The sequence below is a fragment of the Streptomyces sp. NP160 genome (assembly GCF_006335115.1).
In the GTDB taxonomy this organism is placed as follows: domain Bacteria; phylum Actinomycetota; class Actinomycetes; order Actinomycetales; family Quadrisphaeraceae; genus Quadrisphaera.
Genome location: NZ_VDMJ01000050.1, coordinates 27,094 through 45,109, shown reverse-complemented (window position 1 = coordinate 45,109; position 18,016 = coordinate 27,094). Strand labels below are relative to the sequence as shown.

Here is an 18,016-nt window from a genome sequence, read left to right as displayed (position 1 = left end):
TATCGTTTCTACCAGAGTCCTCAACGCCGCGGCTCTGCCGATCGTGCTTGTCACGACTGCGATTTTTGGACCCACGCAAACCTCCCGTAGATGATACTTGTTGCAGCCTCTGCCAGGGCGTAAGCAGCGATCACCAAGAAAATGCTGCCTCCCAGGCCAGCCGCAAGCGCAGCCAGCCCCAGATAGATGACGCTCGATACAACGCGCAGAATAAATACCTCGCGGGCACGGCCCAGCCTACGGAGGCTTGCGAACGGGATTGTTGACACCAGGCTGGCGAACTTCCAAACACAGGCCACAGCCAGGCTCCATATGCCAACCTCGTTCCAAACTTCCCCAAAGAAGAAACTCCACAGATGAAACACTTCTGGAATGATAAGCGTTCCCGAGATAAAGGTCACCGCCACTCCAGTCACGACAATCTCGAAATCTGAGTGGCTGCGCATCAGTCGGATTCGTATGACGGCAAGGAATGGAGAGAACAGATTGATGAGGCTCAGAAGATAGCGATAGGCGAGTGCTGCAGACGCTCCCATGGCACCCAGAATCACGACGCTCACCAGGGGTTGCACGATCCCAGTCGAGGCAGTCTCAGCCAGTACCCAACCAGCCCCTCGCCTGGGTGAAGGCATCAAACCGCCGCGACTCGAGTAGCGGCGAAGACAAATTACAACGGCGACAGCTAACGGCGTTGCCATCCAGATAATGAGCTGATGCGGCATGCAGAGGACCGTGATGCAGAGCATGAGGAGGATCACCGTCGCGATTAGCTCCCAGGGTGATCTGCCCCTATAGATGCCGATCGCCCTAGTCGCCTCGAGCGCAGCAAGCGCGGGTACGGCAAGCCACAACCCAACGGATGGGGAGGCGGCACCCAGCGGCCACAATACGCATCCACCAAGGCCTATCGTGACAATTACCGGGCTGATGCCTAAGTCAATTGCTGTTTGCCCCAGGATTCGAGACTCCAGCCAATATGCAACCCCAATCTGCGAGACAAAGGCGGCGACCGTCAGCGACACTGATGCTGCCGCACCAATCTCGACACCGTAGAGGCGGTCTATGGACCTGAGCAGCGCCAAAGGAAGGATTGCCGAAACGCCAGAGCTGACGATGAGGAGACCGTGACCAAGGGCACGGTTGATCAGGCTAGGCACCAGTTGCCTTGATCCGTCTTGAAATTGCGATCACAATTAGGCAGCCTAAAATAGCGAGCCAGAACCTTGATTGAGCGAGATACGGGTAACGGGCGGACTCCAGTGCAGCAATCAAGAGGAATCCGTATGCGGCCGCAGAGGCCGGGTGGTCAGGACTGCAGCGCTTGGAGGCCACCGTCAGGCCTATAGTGCACAAAAGGACTACCGGAACTGCTAACCAGATGCCCCACTCGGCCAATATACTGGGAAGTAGTGCGACGGTATTTAGTTCTGGATTCAAGTACCTACCCAAGGCGATGGCAAATCTTTCTCGCGAGTCAAATCCGAAGGTCGAGGCTGGGGTCACAAATGAGCCGATGAGCGGAGCGTTCCAGATTGCGTCGGCGGTGAAATTTGGAGCTGGAACATGCGGTATCAATCTGGCGTACGGTTCCCCGTTGACCTGAGCAGAGAGGTAGTAGCCGAGGAGTCGGTCATATATATAACTCGTAAATCCCACTTCGCCCGATCGAGATGTATAGCTCGGCCGTAGCGCTTCTCCTGCAGCGAACAAAAGAACAGTAAAAAACGGAGCTATAACGAGTACCGACCGGATGCGCTGGCTTACCTTCTCCCGGTCACGGAAGGCGATGGCAACCAGCACGGGAAGCATAAATTCCTCCAGAGCCAGTCGCTCGGCATTCAGAAAAGTTCTGGCAACGGCTCCTGCAAGAGTTATTGCTATGAGCCAGCGGCCCCAACGGCTAATGGGTTGGCGAGAGGCTATAGCCGCACAGATGCCTGGCACCGAAAACGCGACCACACTGGTGATTCCAGCGACCGGTCGGAGGTATTCTCGTGAAGCGGCAAGTGCCGCCGGGTTACCCTGCAAAACTGACAACAGAAGTCCGGGCGAGTACCCGCGCGTAATAGCGATCCCAGCCCATGCGAGATAGGATGCGACGCCTATGGCTGCCACGGCGATGCCAGCGCGATACAGCTGATATGAGTCTGAAGTGGGGGATCTCTGGCCGTTCGATGCCTTCAGGTTCTGAGAGAAAAGCCAAGCAATGGCCGCGACGACCCACAAGAACCAGAGCTGCTGCTGGAATGCTCGATCGGGCGGCGCTAAGCCCCCGGTCGCCTGGCGGATGTCCTCCGGCGGCACGAACCTCAGAAGCAAGAGGATTGCCAGGTTGGCAACTATGAAAATAAAACCAGCGGAAAGGTACCAAGCCAGCACTGTTGCGTTGTTCTGGCGCAGCGTGTGGGCGAGAGTCTTTCTAGCCAAAGTCTTCATGTCAGACGCCCATGGGCGTAGTCGCCGCTGCACGGGCTAGCTCGTCGACAATAGACTGGTGTGCAGTCATGGCCTGCTGTCTCGCGGCGGCTACTGCTTGTTCGTAGGAAGATCGCGTGTCAGCATTGTGAGTCAAAGCCATTATTTGGTGTAGCACCAGGTCGACATCGAAATCTGTAACCTTGTGAACATACTCCAGAAGTCCAAGATCCTCGAAAACCCCAAATCCCTTTCTTTCATATGCGAGGTGGATTACGAGGTGTCCAGCATTTAACGCCATAAGAGCGGCATGCAGTCTGACGGCAATCACTACTCGACGCTCCGAAGGCTCAGGTCCAAGTAGCTCCGTCATGGTGACGGTCTCAAGAGGACTGATGGACGCCATAGCGTGCGTGTCATCGTTCCCTCCAGTCGAACTTTGCACGTATCCATCGAACTGATCAAGCTTTTCTGCCAGTCTCAAGACCGGCAGAGGGATGCGGCCTCGGATGTGGCGAACACTCAAGATCGGTCTGTGGTGTAGGGGGCGCCCGATGCGATGGTTCGAAGGGCGCGCCATGAGGGCCAGGTCGTTCGTTCTTTGAGTGTTCGGGAGATGGAGTTCGCGCACGGATACATCGTCGCGAAGGAAGACTTTCCTGGTCCTTCTGAGAAGCATCCGGAAAAGTGGCCCAGATGGCCCGCGTAGGGGGCCGATACTCTGCGGCAGGTAGATGGCTGGTCTTCTGGATGCGGTTGCGGCCAAGAGTTGCGGGCCATGAATGGCTAGCGTTTTGAGGGCCTCGATGCAATTACCCGCACGAAGGTAGCCCCCTCCTACCGCGACGACGACGTCATAGGTTCGCATCATCCACAGCTGGCGGACGTAGTCGATCAAAGCTCTGGGGTGTTTCGGCTTTGAGTTGTGAAGGCCGTCGATCGGGAGATGCGCAAAACTGCTCGGATCAGAAGCAATTAGATGTATCTCATTTGACTCACCAAGCGCCTGCTTGATCAGGTGTAGTGTTTCGTCCACCAGCAAGCCGTCCCCCTTGTTGTGGGCGCTGTAAGCATGAAGAACTAACACTCTCATCAGATGATCTCCCTGTACACCGATTCATGCTTCTCGACACTCGTCTCCCAGTTGTACTGCCTAGCCCATTCTGGGCCTGCGACTGAGCACTCAGTCAGCCAATCTTCGTCTTGCCAGGCGCGGCTGAGATCCCGCGCTAGGGCATCCGCATTCAACTCGCTTAGCTCCCATGACGGGCCGGCCACTTCCGCGAGCGATCCTCGGCGCGAGGTTGCTACCGGTAACCCGGCTGCGAGAGCCTCCAGAACCGGAAAGCCGAAGCCTTCATACAGTGAGGGAAAGACAAACAGGCGCGCTTTCTTTAGGAGAGACATGCGGGTAGAGTTGTCAATGAATCCGAGGTACTCTATGTTCTCGGCCCCTTCGAGCGCTTTCAGTATCTCTGCATAGTTCCAAGCGGGTCGACCCGCGATAACCAGCCTCGCCCCTATGGAGGCCATTGGAGGCTTTGCGAATGCTTCTATCAGGTTAATCAGGTTCTTGCGGGGTTCGAGATTTCCGATGTAAAGAGCAAATGGCGCACTAGTTTCGCCCATGGTATCGCGTGACGCGCCGGCTTCAAAGAATGCTGGGGATATTCCATGGGGAATGACGCTGATGTCTGACTGGGGCACCTTGAATGTGGCCAGTATGTCTTCCGCGCTGGAGTTCGAGACGGTGATTATTCGGTCGACGCTGGATATCGCCCTCTGTACGCGGAATCTCCATGCGGCTTCCTGGCGGCGATTCCTCGCTGTGTTGATCCAACGGCTAGCCACTCCATGAACGGTGACAACGGCTGGAGATCGCGACCTTAGAAGAGGTCCCGTGTCCGCGGTGAAGTGAAGGACCGTTTCTGAGCTCTGGGAAGCCTGCGATGCGAACGTCTCGCGCAGCAGGGTTGTTATCGGATTGCCACCCGCTGGAATGGAGTCAACTGCATGTCCTCTAGCGAGCAAGCCTGTTTTCAGCTCTCGAGAGTAGGTGGTGTTTCCACCGACATGCCTCTCTACGATCCTCGCGGGAAGTAGGATTCTCAACGGGGTGACTCCTCCGGATGGTGACTTCTGCGCACTGCCTAGGGTCTCTCATATCGAGCGTCGTCCTGGTGTTCAGGTGGCCCAAGCGGACAATGGAATGTGGCTAGAACTGAGTCGCTGGTTCTGTCAGGCGCGTGCAGCGCGTGGTGCTCCGAAGCGGGTGGCGATTCGACTCGCACACCCTAGGCGCCGAGCTGCTCGTGTAGCAGGCGCTCTAGTCAGCCGCTAGCTGCAGTCCGCACTCTGCTCCCGGTCATCGTGAATTGCAGCATGGCCTGGCGCGAGACGGTCAAGCTGCCCACCCACGAACGGCGACCAGCCTCGCTTCGCCTTCGTCCGGATCGTCCGTGTGGCTTCGCTGGCCCGCCGTCACGGCCCCTTGGCGCTGGTGCACCTCGACGCGCACCTCGACACCTGGGACACCTACTTCGGCGCTCCCTGCACGCACGGCACCCCGTTCCGCCGGGCCTCGGAGGAGGGGCTGCTGGTCAAGGACCGCTCCGCCCACGTGGGCATCCGCGGCTCCCTGTTCGACCGCGCCGACCTCCTGGACGACGCCGCGCTCGGCTTCACCGCCGTCCACGCCCGCGACGTCGACGACATCGGCGTGCGCGGCATCATCGAGAGGGTGCGCCAGCGCGTGGGGGAGCACCCCGTCTACGTCTCCGTGGACATCGACATGCTCGACCCCGCCTTCGCGCCCGGCACCGGCACGCCCGAGGCCGGCGGGCTGACCAGCCGCGAGCTGCTCGCTGTGCTGCGGGGCATCGCCGACCTGCCCCTGGTCGGCGCCGACGTGGTGGAGGTCTCCCCGGCCTACGACCACGCCGAGGTGACCGCCGTCGCCGCTGCCAACGTCGCCTACGAGCTGGTCACCGCGCTGGCCCTGCGGGTGGGGGCACGCCGGTGAGCCGCCTGCCGGCACCGCTGCCGTGGCCGGGCGGCGCGCGGGCCGCGGCGTCGTTCACGTTCGACCTCGACGCCGAGTCCGGGCTGCTGTGGGAGCAGCCCGAGGTGGCCGCCCGCGCGAGCGTCATCACGCACCAGTCCTACGGGCCGCTGGTCGGGCTGCCGCGCCTGCTCGACCTGCTGGAGCGCCACCGCGTGCGCTTCATATTCTTCGTGCCCGGGTGGACCGCCGAGCGCTACCCCGGTGCGGTCCGCGACGTGGTGGCCGCCGGCCACGAGGTCGGCCACCACGGCTACCTGCACGAGCAGCCGTCGGCGCTGACCGAGGCGGAGGAGGCCACCGCGCTCGACCGCGGGCTGGCGGCGCTGGAGGCGGTGGCCGGGGTGCGGCCGGTCGGGTACCGCGCGCCGATGTGGGACGCCTCGTGGCGGACCGCCTCGCTGCTGGCCGAGCGCGGCTTCCTCTACGACTCCTCCCTCATGGACGGCGACAGTCCGTACGAGCTGGCCGCGTCGTCGTCTGCGTCGTCGTCTGCGTCGTCGGCCTCGTCCGTCGTCGAGATCCCCATCCACTGGGCCCTGGACGACTGGGAGCGCTTCGCCTACCTGCCCGGCCTGGTGGGGAGCGGGCTCATCGAGGCGCCGGCGGTGGCCCGGGCGGTGTGGGAGGCCGAGCTCGACGGGCTCCGAGCAGCCGGTGGGTGCTGGGTGCTCACCTGCCACCCGTTCCTGTCGGGGCGTCCGGGCCGTGCGCTGGAGCTGGAGCGGCTGCTGGAGCGGGTGCTCGGCATGGACGACGTGTGGCTGGCGCCGATGGAGGACATCGCGGAGCACGTCCGCTCGCTCGGGCTGCCGCCGCGGACGCTGGTGCCGCCGCAGGTCTGACCGCGGACGCCTTCTGCACCGGGGTGCCTGGGCATGATGTCCCGATGCCCGGACTGCGCCTGCCCCTGCTCGTCGCTGGGGTCGTCGGGCTCGCCCTCGCCCTGCTGGCCCTCTCCTGCCTGCTGACGCTGGTGCATGCGCCGGTGCCGCACAGCGCCTGGCGGGTGGGGCTGAGCGCCGTCGTCGTCACCGGGGTGTGGTGGCTGCTCAACAGCCCTCTGGAGGGGCCGATCCTCGTGGAGTTCACCTACCAGCACGGGCTCACGCTCGGCGACGTCGCCGCCCTGCCCGCGCTCCTGCTCGGAGGGGCGGTGCTGGCCCTGGCCGTCCCCGCTTGAGCAGCGGGTTAGGTTCTGCTGTCCGCGCTCACTGCCGAGCGCGGCGTGCCGGAGCCGGGGGGCGACGTGTCGGACGCGAACACCACAGCGGAGCGACCTGGGCTGGCAGCGCCGCCGCCACGCCCCTCGACGTGGATGGCCCTGACGGCGCTGGTGTGCGGCGTGGTCGCGCTGCTCCTGTGCTGGGTTCCGCTGGTGAACCTGCTCGGCGTCCTCGCGGCGCTCGGCGGGGTGGTGATGGGCGTCCTCGCGCTGGTGCTGGGCCGGCGCGGCCTGCACGGCGGCCGCAGGCGCGCCGCGGTGGGCGTCGCCGCGAGCGCCCTCGCACTGGTGGTGGCGCTCGTCGTGGACGTCGTCTACGTGGTGCAGCTCGGCGACCGGCTGGTGAGCACGTCCGCGCCCCCAGCCCGTCCGGCGCCGTCAGCGAGCGCGCCGGCTCCCTCGCCGTCAGCGACGCCCGCGCCCTCCGCGAGCGCGGCGCCACCGGCTGCTCCGCCGTCCTCCAGCGCACCCGCGGCTGCGCTGGAGGGGCTCGCGTACGGGCAGAGCGCGACCGTCGGCGACTACACGGTGACCATCACGGCCGTGAACACCAGCGCCGACGCGGCCATCGCCGAGGCCAACCCCTACAACAAGCCGCCCACGGGCCGCTACGTCCTCGCTGACGTCAGCGTCGTCTACAACGGCGCCGGGGAGGGCATCCCCTGGGCCGAGCTGCAGATGGCGTTCCTGGGCACCGACGCCCGCAACTACTCCTGGACCGGCTGCACCGCCACCGTCCCCCGGCCGGGCTTCCAGCAGCCCAACCTGAGGGCGGGCGGCGCCGCCGACTACCAGGTCTGCTTCGACCTGCCTGCCGAGGCGATCGCCGGCGGCGCGGTCGAGGCCGAGAACTACACCAAGGGTCAGCCCGCGACCTGGGCGGTGCCTGCGTGACGGCCGGCTGTGCGGCGTCCAGGGCACTCCCAGGCGGCGTCCATGGAGATCCAGACGACGGGGCCCCCACTGGAGCCGTGGACATCTGGCTCATCGCTGTGCTCGTGGCCTGGCTGCCCGTCGCCACCGCGCTCGCGCTGCTCGTCGGGGGCACGGTCGTGCGGGCGGACCGGCGCGAGCGGGTGCTGCACCGCCGGAGGCCGGGCGCGCACGCCCCGGTGGTCGACATCACCACCGCGCGGCACCACCACGACCGTCACCACGCCCCTCACCGAAGCTCGTCGCACCACCGCGACCACGTCGCCTCCTGAGGCACCCCCTCGGGGGGACGCGCCTGCGTCCACCGAGTCGCACGTCCGCGGGTGCTGCTTGAGTGGCCCCGTGCGGGTGAGCGTGGTGATCACGAACTACGACTACGCGCACTACCTGGGCGAAGCCGTCGACAGCGCCCTGGCGCTGGACTGGCCGGACGTGGAGGTCGTCGTCGTCGACAACGGCTCCACGGACGGCTCCTGGGACGTGGTGACCGGCTACGCGGACCGCGTCCGCGCCCTGAGGCTCGACCACGGCGACCAGCGCCCCGCCGCCAACGCCGGCTTCGCCGAGTCCACCGGTGACGTGGTGGTCTTCCTCGACGCCGACGACGTCCTGCCGCCCCAGGCCGCGCGCCGCGTGGTCGAGGCCATGGGGCCGCGCACCACCAAGGTGCAGCTGCAGATGCAGCGCTTCGACACCGCCGGCCGCCGGATCGGCAGGCCCTTCCCGCGCTACGAGCCCGTGCCTGAACCGTCTGCGGTGCGCCACTGGCTCACGACGACGTCGGCGTACCCCACGCCGCCCGGCTCCGGCAACGCCTACGCCCGCTGGTACCTCGAGCGCATCCTGCCGGCCGGCCCCGAGGCGGGGGACTTCCTCGACTCCGCCTGCGTGGCCACCGCACCGCTGCTCGGTGACGTGGTGAGCCTGCCCGGCGTGCTGGTGGGCTACCGGCAGCACGACGCCCAGGACAGCGCCCTGCTGCGCGACCCGACCCGCTTCGCCCGCGAGGTGCAGCGGGCCCGGGTCCGCTGGGCCTTCGCGCAGCGCGCCGCGGGCCTCGGGTCGGGCGACGGCACGGTGGACGAGGCGCCGCTGTTCCGTAGCAGGGAGCTGCTGCAGTTCCGCTGCGCCGCGTCCCGGCGGTCGCCGCACCTGCCGGGGCTGCCCGGTGACTCGACGGCGCGGCGGCTGCTGGACGCGCTGCGCTCACCCACGTGGCCCGGACCGGAGCCGCTGGCCGACAGGCTCGCCGTGGCGGCGTGGTCGCTGCTCGTGCTCCTCTGCCCGAGCCCGTGGCTCGCGCCGCTGCTGCGGGTCCGCTACGCGCCGCGCCGCGCCGACCGGCTCAGGAGGGGACTCAGAACGGGCAGGTCGACCGGACGACGTTGAAGGTCGTCCCCACCGCCGGGGCGGGGCAGAGGAACTGCGAGTAGCGGGTGTCGCCGTCCACGAAGCGCTTCAGCCAGCTGATCGTGTAGCTGGCCACCGTCGGGTTGGTGCTGTTGACGCTGGTGGGCGCGTAGTGGCTGGCTCCGCGCAGCTCCAGGTATTCCTTGGGCGTGCTGCTCGGGACTGAGCCGTAGAAGAGCCGCGCGTGCCGGTACGGCGGGGCGACGTCGTCGTTCTGCGCGCCGATGACGAGCGTCGGCGTGGTGACCTCCGGCCACGTGGTGTCGGTGTTCCAGGGCGTCAGCGGCACGGCGGCCCTGAGGGACGGGTCGTCCTTGACGGCCTCCAGCGCGCCCCCGCCGCCCATGGAGTGGCCGGCCACCGCCAGGCGCGTCGGGTCGATGCGGTCCTTCACCGCGCTGGAGGTGGTGAGGTAGCGCAGCGCCGCGCGCAGCTGGTCACCGCGGGCGGCGGGCTTGTCGTACACGCTGAGCGTGTCGATGGTGATCACCACGAAGCCCTGCGACGCGATGCGCGGACCCAGCCACGCCACGCTCGACTGCCGCGCCGTGTACCCGGGGGAGACGGCCACCGCGCCGACCGTGCCGATGCTCGCGTCGGTGGGGTAGTAGACCGTGCCGCCGCCGAAGGTCTTCGCCGTGGTGCGCGAGACCGTGCTGGTGGAGACGGCGAACGGGCCCGCCTTCGCCTCGACGGACGCTCGCGTCGGGTCCGGCCCCTTCTCGTAGCCGCTGGCGGCGAGCGCCGACGGCGCCGCACCGAGCAGCGTGGTGAGCGCGAGGGCCGTTGCCGCCAGCGCCGTCGTGGTCCTGCCGAGCACCGGGGGCCTCCAGACGTGTGCGCACGCCCGGCGCACCCCGGGGGACTGTAGGGGCCCGGCGACGGCGGCCGCCGGCGTGTCGGGGCATCGCGTCACCCGCGGTGGGACGTGCCCTGGCCGCCGGGGGCGCGCACGATGGGGGACGAGGTGGGGCGAACCGGCCGAGACCCCGCGAAGGGCCTGCTCACCAGGGTGAGAGCTCCAGGTGCCGGTGCGGCGTGTCGCGATCGTGGCGGCGCGGCGCGGTTGATCACCACCATCGGTGGGTACACAGTGAGGCATGGTCATCGTTGCCCTGGTCGCTGCGTGGGTCGTCGTCGCCTGCGCCGCGGCGCTGCTGCTGGGACGGTCCCTGGCCGTCTCCGGCAAGAGCGACCGCTGGCGCCACGGTCACCGTGAGGTGCGGGACCTGAGGTACCTGCACGCGGTGCCCTCTGCCGCTCCGGCCGCCCACGGCTCCCGCCGCGAGGCCGCCTGAGCTCCGCCCACGGGCTGAGCGACTCCCAGCCGGCTCCCACCCGGGGCTCATGACGCGCACGGGCCCAGCGCCTAGACATGACCCGTGGACACCTGGATCGTGGTCTCGCTGCTCGCCTGGACCGGCGCAGCCTCGGCCTTCGCGCTGCTCGTGGGGCGCGTCCTCACCCGCGCCGAGCACGGGGAGCGAGCCGCCGGCGGGCTGCAGCAGGGCGGGGCGCTCGTGCCCGCCGTCGTCCGCCTCCCTGTCCGGCCGGTCAGCCGCCAGGCCCAGCGCTCGGCCTCCTGAAGAGCGCCGCGCGGTCTGCGGCCGAGCGCTCAGGACCAGGAGGTGTGACGGGCCGCCGCGGGCGCGCTGTCCCTGAGGTCGATCGACGGGGAAGCGGCCTGTTGGGGGAGCGCCGAGCCGTGGGCCACGCGGTCGACCACCGCGGCCATCGCGTCGGCGAAGCTCGCCCGCGAGAACGTCCCGGCGTGCGCCCGGACGCGGTCGGGGTCGAAGGCCGGGGCGTCGAAGGCGAGCAGCGCCTCGGCCCACGCGTCGACCTCCAGCTCGCGCGGCACTGCGGGGACCAGCTGCCCCGACACGCCCGGCACCACCGTGTCCAGCGCACCGCCCTCGGCGAGGGCGACGACAGGTGCGCCGCACGCCATGGCCTCCACCGGCACGATGCCGAAGTCCTCCACGCCGGGCATGAGCAGCGCCCGGCAGCGCCGGAACAGGTCGCGCAGCTCGACGTCGCTCACCCGCCCCAGGAACGTGGTGCGCGGCCCGGCCAGACCCTCCACCTGCCGCAGGAACCGGCCCTCGCCGGCCACCACCAGCCGCACGCCCGCCCGGGCGGCCGCCTTCACGGCGAGGTCGGGCCTCTTGTAGGGCACCAGGCGGCCGGCCAGCAGGAAGAAGTCCTCCCGGGGCGTCCGGGCGTCGGGCGCGTAGAAGCCGGTGTTCACGGGAGGGGCCACCACCTGCGCCTCGCGGCCCCACCAGCGCCGGATCCGCTCCGCCACGCACGTGGAGTTGGCCACCAGCGTGTGCACCCGCTGCGCGGCCGCCACGTCGAACGGCTTGAACGCCGTCGAGAACGCCGCCAGCCCGGCCGCCCCCACGCCCCCGCCTCCGAGCAGGCCGGTGCCCTCCCCGCGCCGCATCGACGCCTCCCACACCCAGCGGGCGGGGGAGTGGACGTACGCCACCACCGGCGCCGCCGACGTCATGGCCACCTGCGTGGCGAAGGCGTGGTGGGAGGCGACGACGACGTCGGCGTCGGGCAGCCGCAGCGAGCGCATGGCCAGCGGCAGCGCCGGCAGGAGGTGCGCGTAGCCCGGGCCGCGCAGCAGGCGGCTCAGCCGGGTGGCCCGCACCCGCGGCTCGAGGTCTCCCGGGAGCACGCCGCGCCGGGCCACCGGTGCGTGCAGCAGCGCCTGCGGCCAGCGGCGGGCCATCGCCTCGACCACCGCCTCCGAGCCCGCGAACTCGGTGAAGCGCTCGTGGACGATGCTCACGCGCACGTCGCGGGACAGGGCACACCTCGCACGGGGAAGCGTCCTCGCGGACGGACGCTGCCCGCTGCGCAGCGCTCGAAACGGACCATACCGGGCATCCCCGGCGCGTGAGGCGGATCCGGCGGATCGGCGATCAGGGGGTGCCGAGCACCGCCCGCACCGTGTCGTCCGCCACGTCGTGCCACGTGCGCGGGTGCTGCGCGGGCCGCGGGCGGGCGGCCCCGGCGGCCAGCCGCTCGGCGGCAGCGCCAGCCCAGCCGGCCACGTCGCGGGCGTCCACGTGGGTGGCGGCCCCGGCGCTGACCTCCACCAGCGCCGGGTCGAGCGAGGTGACCAGCGGCGCCCCCAGGTCGAGGGCCTCCTGCGCCGGCAGGCCGTAGCCCTCCACCAGGCTCGGCGCCAGCACCACGGCAGCGTGCTCGTAGCACCACTTCAGGGCGGCGTCGTCGACGCCCTGCAGCTGCACCAGGTGCCCCGACGCCACCAGTCGCGCGTGGTCGGGGCCGTACGCCTCCTCGCCCCAGGGCGGGGGGCCCACCAGCGCCAGGGCGGCGTCGGCGTGCTCCGGCCCGTCCACGAGGCGCGCCCACGCGGAGACCGCCGTCGCGAGGTTCTTGCGAGGGGAGGAGTCACCCACCACCAGGCCGAAGCGCCGGCCCACCAGCGCCTCCACCGGCTCCGGGACGGCGCCCAGCAGCTGCGGGCTGGTGGCCGACAGCACCACGGCCGTGCGCCCCACCACCTGCGGGTGGTGCACCAGCAGCGCCGCGCGCGTGGCCTGCGAGACGCAGACCAGCGCGTCCGCCTGCCGGATCGACGCGGCGTACGGCCGCTGCAGCAGCACGCGCTTGGCCAGCGGGAAGTCCCGCGGGCGGTCGGCGAGGATCATGTCGTGCACCGTCAGCACGGTGCGGGCCCGCGCGCCCCGGGGCAGCAGGTGCTTCACGCCCTGCACCACGTCGAAGCGGTCACCGAGCCGGCTCCCCAGCAGCCAGCGCTCGAACGCCGGCAGCACCGGGTCCGCCCAGGCCGGTGTCGTGTGCACGCGCCCGGTGCCTCCCACCAGCGGCGCGAGGTGGTCGGCGGCGGCCGGCGAGGTCAGCAGGTGCACCTCGACGTCGTCCCGCTCCGCCAGCGCCCGCGCCAGCTCGACGGTGTACCTCACGATGCCGCCGAGCCGACCGCTGGCGGGGACGTGGCTCGCCATGAGCAGCCACGTGGTGCGGCGGGTCACGAGCTCGGGTCGCGGGCCAGGAACGCCTCCGCCTCCACGGTGGAGTGGCGCGCGGTCGGCTGGTACTCGAAGGCGCCCTGCCGGCCCAGCGACTCCACGCCCCACGCCTCCAGGCGCGCCATCGCCGCTCGGGCGCGAGCGGCGCTGCCCCGGGTGTAGATGGGGTAGGCGTGGTCGAGCACGTGGCTGCCCTCCAGGCGCAGGTCGCCCTCGAACAGCCCGTTGGCCGCGGTGTGGCGCCGGAAGTCCGCCGCCGCGTCCTCCACGCTCTGGCCGCCGCGGCTGGAGACCACCTCCACCCCGAGGAACTCCCGCCCCTCGGCCGGGCCGTAGAAGTCGGAGTACGTGGTCAGGCGCTTCCACGTGCCCTCGTGGGAGAAGTTGTAGAGCACCGGGGCGTCGTGGCCGCGTCGCCCCGAGAAGCTGTAGTAGAGGCTGACCAGGCGCACCACGGGCAGCGGCTCCTCGCCCGCCTCGCGCAGGCCGCACAGGTCCAGCGCGACGTCGACGGGCACCGTCGAGACCACCCGGGACGCCCTCACCTCGCCTCCGCTGGTGCTCAGCACGAAGCCCTCGCCGTCGCGCTCCAGCCGCTGCAGCTCCGCCCCCAGCACGAAGCGCGTGCCCTTCGCCTCCAGCGAGGCGACGGCCGGCTCGTAGAGGTGGGCGAAGCCTTCACGCGGGCGCGCCAGCTGCTGGTTCTCCGGCGCGGGCTGCGGTCGCGGGCGCCCGAGCCGCGCCCGCACGAGGTCGGTGACCTTGCGGGTCAGCTCGCCCGCGCTGGCGTTCTTGGGGATCCACATCATGCGCTTGTGCGCGAACTCGAGGTCGATCTGCTCGGTGGGCACGCCGCAGAACCGCTCCATGTACGTGTCGAGCCCCGAGCGGTGCACGAACCGCGGCCCCAGCCAGTGCTCGGCGAAGTCGCGCGCGGTGTGCTGCGGGCGGCGGCGCAGCCGGGACACCAGCGCCGACCCGAGCAGCCGGGCCAGCTCGAGCGGACCTGCCGCGAGCAGGTCGTCGGTGACGGAGAACGGGTAGGCCGTCACCCGGCCCTGCGGGTTCAGCCGCTCCCACGTCGGCTCGATCGGCACGTAGCGGGGGAGCAGGTCGGGGAAGTGGGCGAGCAGCGGGGAGTCGTCCTGGAAGACCAGGCTGCCGATGTCGAAGGTGTACGGGCCCAGGTGCGCGTCGAGGTGGTTGCCCCCGACGTGCGGGTAGCCGTCGACGACGACGACGCGGCCGGCTCCCTGACCCAGCAGCACCGACGCGGACACGAGGCCGCTGATCCCGGCTCCGAGCACGAGGACGTCGGCGTCCACCGAGAGGCTCCCGTCCGCGTCGTCCACCATCAGCGCTGGTCGGCGTCGACCGGGGCGCCGCCGTAGCGCGGGAGCAGCAGGGCGTCGGGGGTGACCTGGGCCGTGTAGCGCACCCGCGCTGGCTGCATGTCCAGCTTGGAGACGCCCTCGAGCACGAGGTTGATTGAGGTGACGCCGACCGCGTGCAGGCTCTCCAGGGCGAAGAGCAGGTCAGGGCGTCGCACCGCGCGGGCGTCCATGCGCAGCACCGTCGCGTGGGCCTGCGCCGCCAGCACCGCGGCCTCCGAGCGCTGCAGCATCGGCGGGGCGAGGACCAGGACGTAGTCGAAGTCGCGCGTGACGTGCTCGAGGATCCGCGTCATGTTGTCGCTGCTGAGCAGCTGCGCCGACGACTCCACGAACGTCCCGGCGGGCAGCAGCCAGGTGTTGGGGTGTCCGCCGGCGGTCACCACCTGGTCGAGCGCCTCCTCCCCAGCCAGCACCTGGGCGAGGCCGCGGGAGGGGTTGGCCTGACCGGTGTCCTTGCGGCGCCCGCGGCCCCGGTCGGAGCGGAAGTCGGCGTCGATCAGCAGCGAGGTGCTGCCCACCTCCCCGAGCGCCTGGGCCAGCTCCTCGGCCAGCTCGCGCCCGCTGGTGCCCGGCTGCACCGGCGCGATGGCCACCGAGCCGCGAGCCCCGAGGCTGTGGCGCAGCGCCGAGCGCAGCGCGCGGTAGGCCTCGCGCTGCCGCTCGCCCCGCGCCTCCGGCACCGACGTGGGCACGATGCCGGTGATGCTCGCGACGTCGCGCGGGCCGCGCAGCCGCCCGCTGGCCGCAGCCGCGAGCACCATGACCCCGATCCCCGCGGCGAGCCCCACGAGCAGGGTGACCAGCACGGTCCTGGGCACGTTGGGGGAGACCGGCTCTGCCGGCGCGGTCGCCTCCTGGGTGACGCGCAGCACCACCTCGGACTCCGTGCCCGCCGCCGACCCGGACGGCGCCTCGAGCTGGTTGACGGTGGTGGCGAGCGCCTGCGCCACAGCGTTGGCCTCGGCCGCCGCCTGGTCCGCGGAGTCCGCTGAGGCGCTGACGTCGATGAGGTTCTGGCCCTCCCTGGCCGAGGAGGTGACCTCCCTGCGGAGCTGCTCGACGCTGACCCCGTCGAGCGATGCCGCTGCCTGCTCGAGGACCGAGGACTGGGTGCCCAGGCTGGCGTAGGTCGTGACGCGGGACTGCACGAAGGAGTTGTCCGCCGCCCGGGCGTCCGAGGCCCCCGCCCCCGCCGTCGTCACGAACAGCGACGCGGAGGACTGGTAGGTCGGGGTCTGGGAGGTGGCCAGCACCGCTCCCAGCAGCCCCCCCAGCGCGACGCCGAGCGCGACGATCCACCAGCTGTGCCTCAGCTCGCGCAGGAAGTCCTGGAGGGTCACGAGCAGCGACGGTAGCCCGTCGGGGTGGGCTCACGTGTAGACGCGGACCCAGTCCACGTACATGTCGGCCACGTCGCCGGTGCCGGACAGGTCCACCGGCCAGCCGCCGCCGCGGGCGAGGGTCAGCATGAAGAAGAAGGGCTCGTCCCCGGCCTCCGGGCGCGGGATGCGCGCGGTCTCGACGCCGTCGGTGGTGAAGACGACGACGTCGGGCAGCACGCGCGCCCCGTAGGTGTGCCACTGCATCGCCCAGTCGTCCCCGGAGGCCATCGGGTTGCAGTCGATCTGCTTGTCCGCGTTCTGGCCGCCGCGGTAGTCGTGGGTGGAGTTGCACAGCCCGGTGGTGTCGTGGCCGTACATCTCGAAGGCGTCGACCTCGGCGTTGTCGCGGCCCTCCTCGGCCAGGGCGGGCGTGGTGAGCATCCAGAAGGCCGGCCAGGTGCCGAGCCCGGGAGCGCCCAGCGCCCGCGTCTCGAAGTAGGCGTACTGGGCCGAGAAGCCCGCCCCGCCGTAGGTGGCGCTGGACAGCATGGCGCCGACCGCGCCGCCGGCGGCGTCCTCGGTGCGCAGGTGCAGCAGCCCGTCGCCGGTCTGGGCCGTGTCCGCCTGCAGCGCCTCCTCGCCGAAGGCGGCCTCGCCGTAGCCCTCACCGCCCTTCGCCGTCGGCCGCTGCGCGGTGTAGCGGGAGTCCCGTCCGGTCTCGCTCAGCGAGAGGGGGGCGTCGAAGTCGTCCTCGTAGACGAGGGACAGGCCGGGAGGCGCGAACGAGGCCGGTCCGGGCGCGGTCGAGCCCGCCACCACCAGCTGCACCCACAGCGGGTCTCCCGCGCCGTCGACGCGCAGGTTGACCGGACCCGCCGGCAGGGGCTGCTGCACCTCCAGCACGGCCCTGCCGGAGGCGTCGCTCGTGGCCGTGGCCACGACGGGCTCCTCGCGCTCCCCGGCGGCCGTGGTGGCCGCGGTGCTGGACGTGGCGGTGAGCTCGGTGCCCGGGGGAGCGGCGACGACCACCGTCGGCCGGGCCCCGCCGGAGGTCCCCGGCGCCGGGCAGACCAGCCGGCGCTGGGACGCCTGGGTGGGCACGTCGCCGACCGGCGTGCTGGCGTCGCAGGCGGCGGGCGCCGGGGAGCTGCTCGCTGCAGAGCCGCTGGTCCCTGCCTGCTCGGTCTCACCCGCGACCGTGGGGGGCGCCGACCCGCGGGCGCGCACCTGCACCCCCCGCAGCCCGGGGGAGTCGCCCTCGTCGGCCGCCTCGAGCACCACGCGCACCGAGTCCGCGACCCGGGGCATGAAGGCGACGGTGGTGGGTGCGTCACCCGCGTCGAGCACCGCGGCGAAGGGCACCTGCGAGCCGTCGGAGAACTCCAGCCGTCCCTCGCGGGAGCCGCCACCGGTGCCGGCCGGCCCGTACAGGCGCACGCTGGAGAGCTCCAGCGGCCGCTGCCAGGTGAGGGTGACGGAGGGCTCGGCGTCACCCGTGGCGGAGGCCCAGCCCCGGGCGTCACCGAGCTGGTCGTCGCTGAGGCCCACCAGGGCGGCCGCGTCACCGGAGCCGGTGCTCGACGCCGTCACGGTCGCGTCGCCGGCCACGTCGCCCCTCGGGGCGGCGCCTGCGGCGTCGTGCCCTCCGGCGTCCACGCGCAGACCCGCCAGCTCCACGGCCGAGGCGTCGTCGGCCACGGCGTCGACCGTGAGCACGGCCTGCTCGACCGTGCGCGGGGTGAAGGTCACCGTCGTCTCGCCGATCCCGGGCGTCACCAGGAGCGCCGAGCCGTCGCTGAAGAGCAGGTGCCCCTGGGTCATGCGGTCCGCGGAGTCAGGGGTGGTCAGGACCAGCCGGTCGACGGTGGTCGCCGCCCCGAAGGCGAGCGTCAGCGACGTGCCCGTGGTGCTCCCGTCGCTGCGCCACACGGGGTCCGCGCCGTCACCGTCGAGCAGGGCTGCAGCGCTGAAGCCGGGAGCGGTCGACGACGCGGTGACGCCCTCCGCCGTCGAGGCCCCGCGACGCTCGTGGACCACCAGCGCCACCACCAGCAGACCGACCACCACGACGGCCAGGAGCCCGATCAGGTCGCGGCGACGCCGGCGCCGGCGGGACGCACGGGGCCGGCGGGGGGTGGGGGGAACCACCGCGCGATCCTCGCACCGCTCTCCGGGCGTGCGGACGGTCGAGACCCCGCCCCGGCCGTCCGGGGCTGGGATAG

17 protein-coding genes and 1 pseudogene are annotated in these 18,016 nt (G+C 70.4%); 8 read left to right on the top strand and 10 right to left on the bottom strand.

The features are described 5' to 3' along the window. Window positions 1-50: 50 nt before the first annotated feature. From FHN55_RS20790 to FHN55_RS20775, 4 genes are read right to left on the bottom strand one after another with little or no spacing between them, the layout of a single operon-like run. Complete coding sequence (locus tag FHN55_RS20790; protein ID WP_139714318.1) at window positions 51-1,157, bottom strand: hypothetical protein; 1,107 nt, start codon at window positions 1,155-1,157, stop codon at window positions 51-53. Continuing rightward, window positions 1,150-2,436: a hypothetical protein gene (locus FHN55_RS20785; RefSeq protein ID WP_139714317.1), complete on the bottom strand. Its 1,287-nt coding sequence runs from the start codon at window positions 2,434-2,436 to the stop codon at window positions 1,150-1,152. Before FHN55_RS20785 ends, FHN55_RS20790 begins: the two co-directional genes overlap by 8 nt. Window position 2,437: 1 nt before the next feature. Next, window positions 2,438-3,508, bottom strand: coding sequence for a polysaccharide pyruvyl transferase family protein (locus FHN55_RS20780; protein WP_139714316.1), 1,071 nt, complete (start codon window positions 3,506-3,508; stop codon window positions 2,438-2,440). After that, window positions 3,508-4,446, bottom strand: coding sequence for a glycosyltransferase family 1 protein (locus tag FHN55_RS20775; protein ID WP_257571177.1), 939 nt, complete (start codon window positions 4,444-4,446; stop codon window positions 3,508-3,510). The genes FHN55_RS20780 and FHN55_RS20775 overlap by 1 nt, the downstream gene beginning before the upstream one ends. A 436-nt stretch (window positions 4,447-4,882) precedes the next feature. On the opposite strand from FHN55_RS20775, the pseudogene FHN55_RS20770 reads away from it, so the two are divergent. The 6 genes and pseudogenes from FHN55_RS20770 to FHN55_RS20745 all read left to right on the top strand — a co-directional run. Further along, window positions 4,883-5,437, top strand: a pseudogene (locus tag FHN55_RS20770) (arginase family protein); the annotation flags it as partial. Then, a complete protein-coding gene (locus FHN55_RS20765) occupies window positions 5,434-6,321 on the top strand; it encodes a polysaccharide deacetylase (protein ID WP_139714314.1) in 888 nt (295 codons plus the stop codon). The pseudogene FHN55_RS20770 and the gene FHN55_RS20765, both read left to right, overlap by 4 nt. 44 nt (window positions 6,322-6,365) lie before the next feature. Continuing rightward, window positions 6,366-6,659, top strand: coding sequence for a hypothetical protein (locus tag FHN55_RS20760; protein WP_139714313.1), 294 nt, complete (start codon window positions 6,366-6,368; stop codon window positions 6,657-6,659). Between the two features lie 135 nt (window positions 6,660-6,794). Beyond that, entirely contained in the window at window positions 6,795-7,595 is an 801-nt protein-coding gene (locus FHN55_RS22960; RefSeq protein ID WP_180357987.1) for a hypothetical protein, read from the top strand. 77 nt (window positions 7,596-7,672) lie between these two features. Beyond that, window positions 7,673-7,906, top strand: coding sequence for a hypothetical protein (locus FHN55_RS23350; protein WP_218974885.1), 234 nt, complete (start codon window positions 7,673-7,675; stop codon window positions 7,904-7,906). 70 nt (window positions 7,907-7,976) lie between these two features. Beyond that, the gene (locus FHN55_RS20745; RefSeq protein WP_218974884.1) at window positions 7,977-9,023 is read left to right on the top strand and encodes a glycosyltransferase family 2 protein; all 1,047 of its coding nucleotides are present in this window, start codon (window positions 7,977-7,979) and stop codon (window positions 9,021-9,023) included. On the opposite strand, the gene FHN55_RS20740 is transcribed toward FHN55_RS20745, so the two are convergent. Next, a complete protein-coding gene (locus FHN55_RS20740) occupies window positions 8,992-9,864 on the bottom strand; it encodes an alpha/beta hydrolase fold domain-containing protein (protein ID WP_257571175.1) in 873 nt (290 codons plus the stop codon). The two genes, FHN55_RS20745 and FHN55_RS20740, sit on opposite strands and share 32 nt — an antisense overlap. A gap of 280 nt (window positions 9,865-10,144) precedes the next feature. Between FHN55_RS20740 and FHN55_RS20735 the strand changes: the two genes are divergently transcribed. Beyond that, the gene (locus tag FHN55_RS20735) at window positions 10,145-10,342 is read left to right on the top strand and encodes a hypothetical protein (protein WP_139714310.1); all 198 of its coding nucleotides are present in this window, start codon (window positions 10,145-10,147) and stop codon (window positions 10,340-10,342) included. 84 nt (window positions 10,343-10,426) lie between these two features. After that, the gene (locus tag FHN55_RS20730; protein ID WP_139714309.1) at window positions 10,427-10,630 is read left to right on the top strand and encodes a hypothetical protein; all 204 of its coding nucleotides are present in this window, start codon (window positions 10,427-10,429) and stop codon (window positions 10,628-10,630) included. Between the two features lie 29 nt (window positions 10,631-10,659). On the opposite strand, the gene FHN55_RS20725 is transcribed toward FHN55_RS20730, so the two are convergent. From FHN55_RS20725 to FHN55_RS22955, 5 genes are all read right to left on the bottom strand, one after another. Continuing rightward, window positions 10,660-11,847, bottom strand: a complete 1,188-nt coding sequence (locus tag FHN55_RS20725; RefSeq protein ID WP_218974883.1) for a glycosyltransferase — start codon at window positions 11,845-11,847, stop codon at window positions 10,660-10,662. Window positions 11,848-11,980: 133 nt separating this feature from the next. Then, the gene (locus FHN55_RS20720; RefSeq protein ID WP_218974882.1) at window positions 11,981-13,081 is read right to left on the bottom strand and encodes a glycosyltransferase family 1 protein; all 1,101 of its coding nucleotides are present in this window, start codon (window positions 13,079-13,081) and stop codon (window positions 11,981-11,983) included. After that, window positions 13,078-14,433 carry an FAD-dependent oxidoreductase gene (locus tag FHN55_RS20715; protein ID WP_139714307.1) on the bottom strand — a complete coding sequence of 452 codons (1,356 nt, stop codon included), beginning with the start codon at window positions 14,431-14,433 and terminating at the stop codon, window positions 13,078-13,080. The genes FHN55_RS20720 and FHN55_RS20715 overlap by 4 nt, the downstream gene beginning before the upstream one ends. Next, window positions 14,433-15,812: a Wzz/FepE/Etk N-terminal domain-containing protein gene (locus tag FHN55_RS20710; RefSeq protein WP_139714306.1), complete on the bottom strand. Its 1,380-nt coding sequence runs from the start codon at window positions 15,810-15,812 to the stop codon at window positions 14,433-14,435. The genes FHN55_RS20715 and FHN55_RS20710 overlap by 1 nt, the downstream gene beginning before the upstream one ends. A gap of 30 nt (window positions 15,813-15,842) precedes the next feature. Beyond that, a complete protein-coding gene (locus FHN55_RS22955; RefSeq protein ID WP_180357986.1) occupies window positions 15,843-17,942 on the bottom strand; it encodes a family 16 glycosylhydrolase in 2,100 nt (699 codons plus the stop codon). Window positions 17,943-18,016 lie beyond the last annotated feature (74 nt).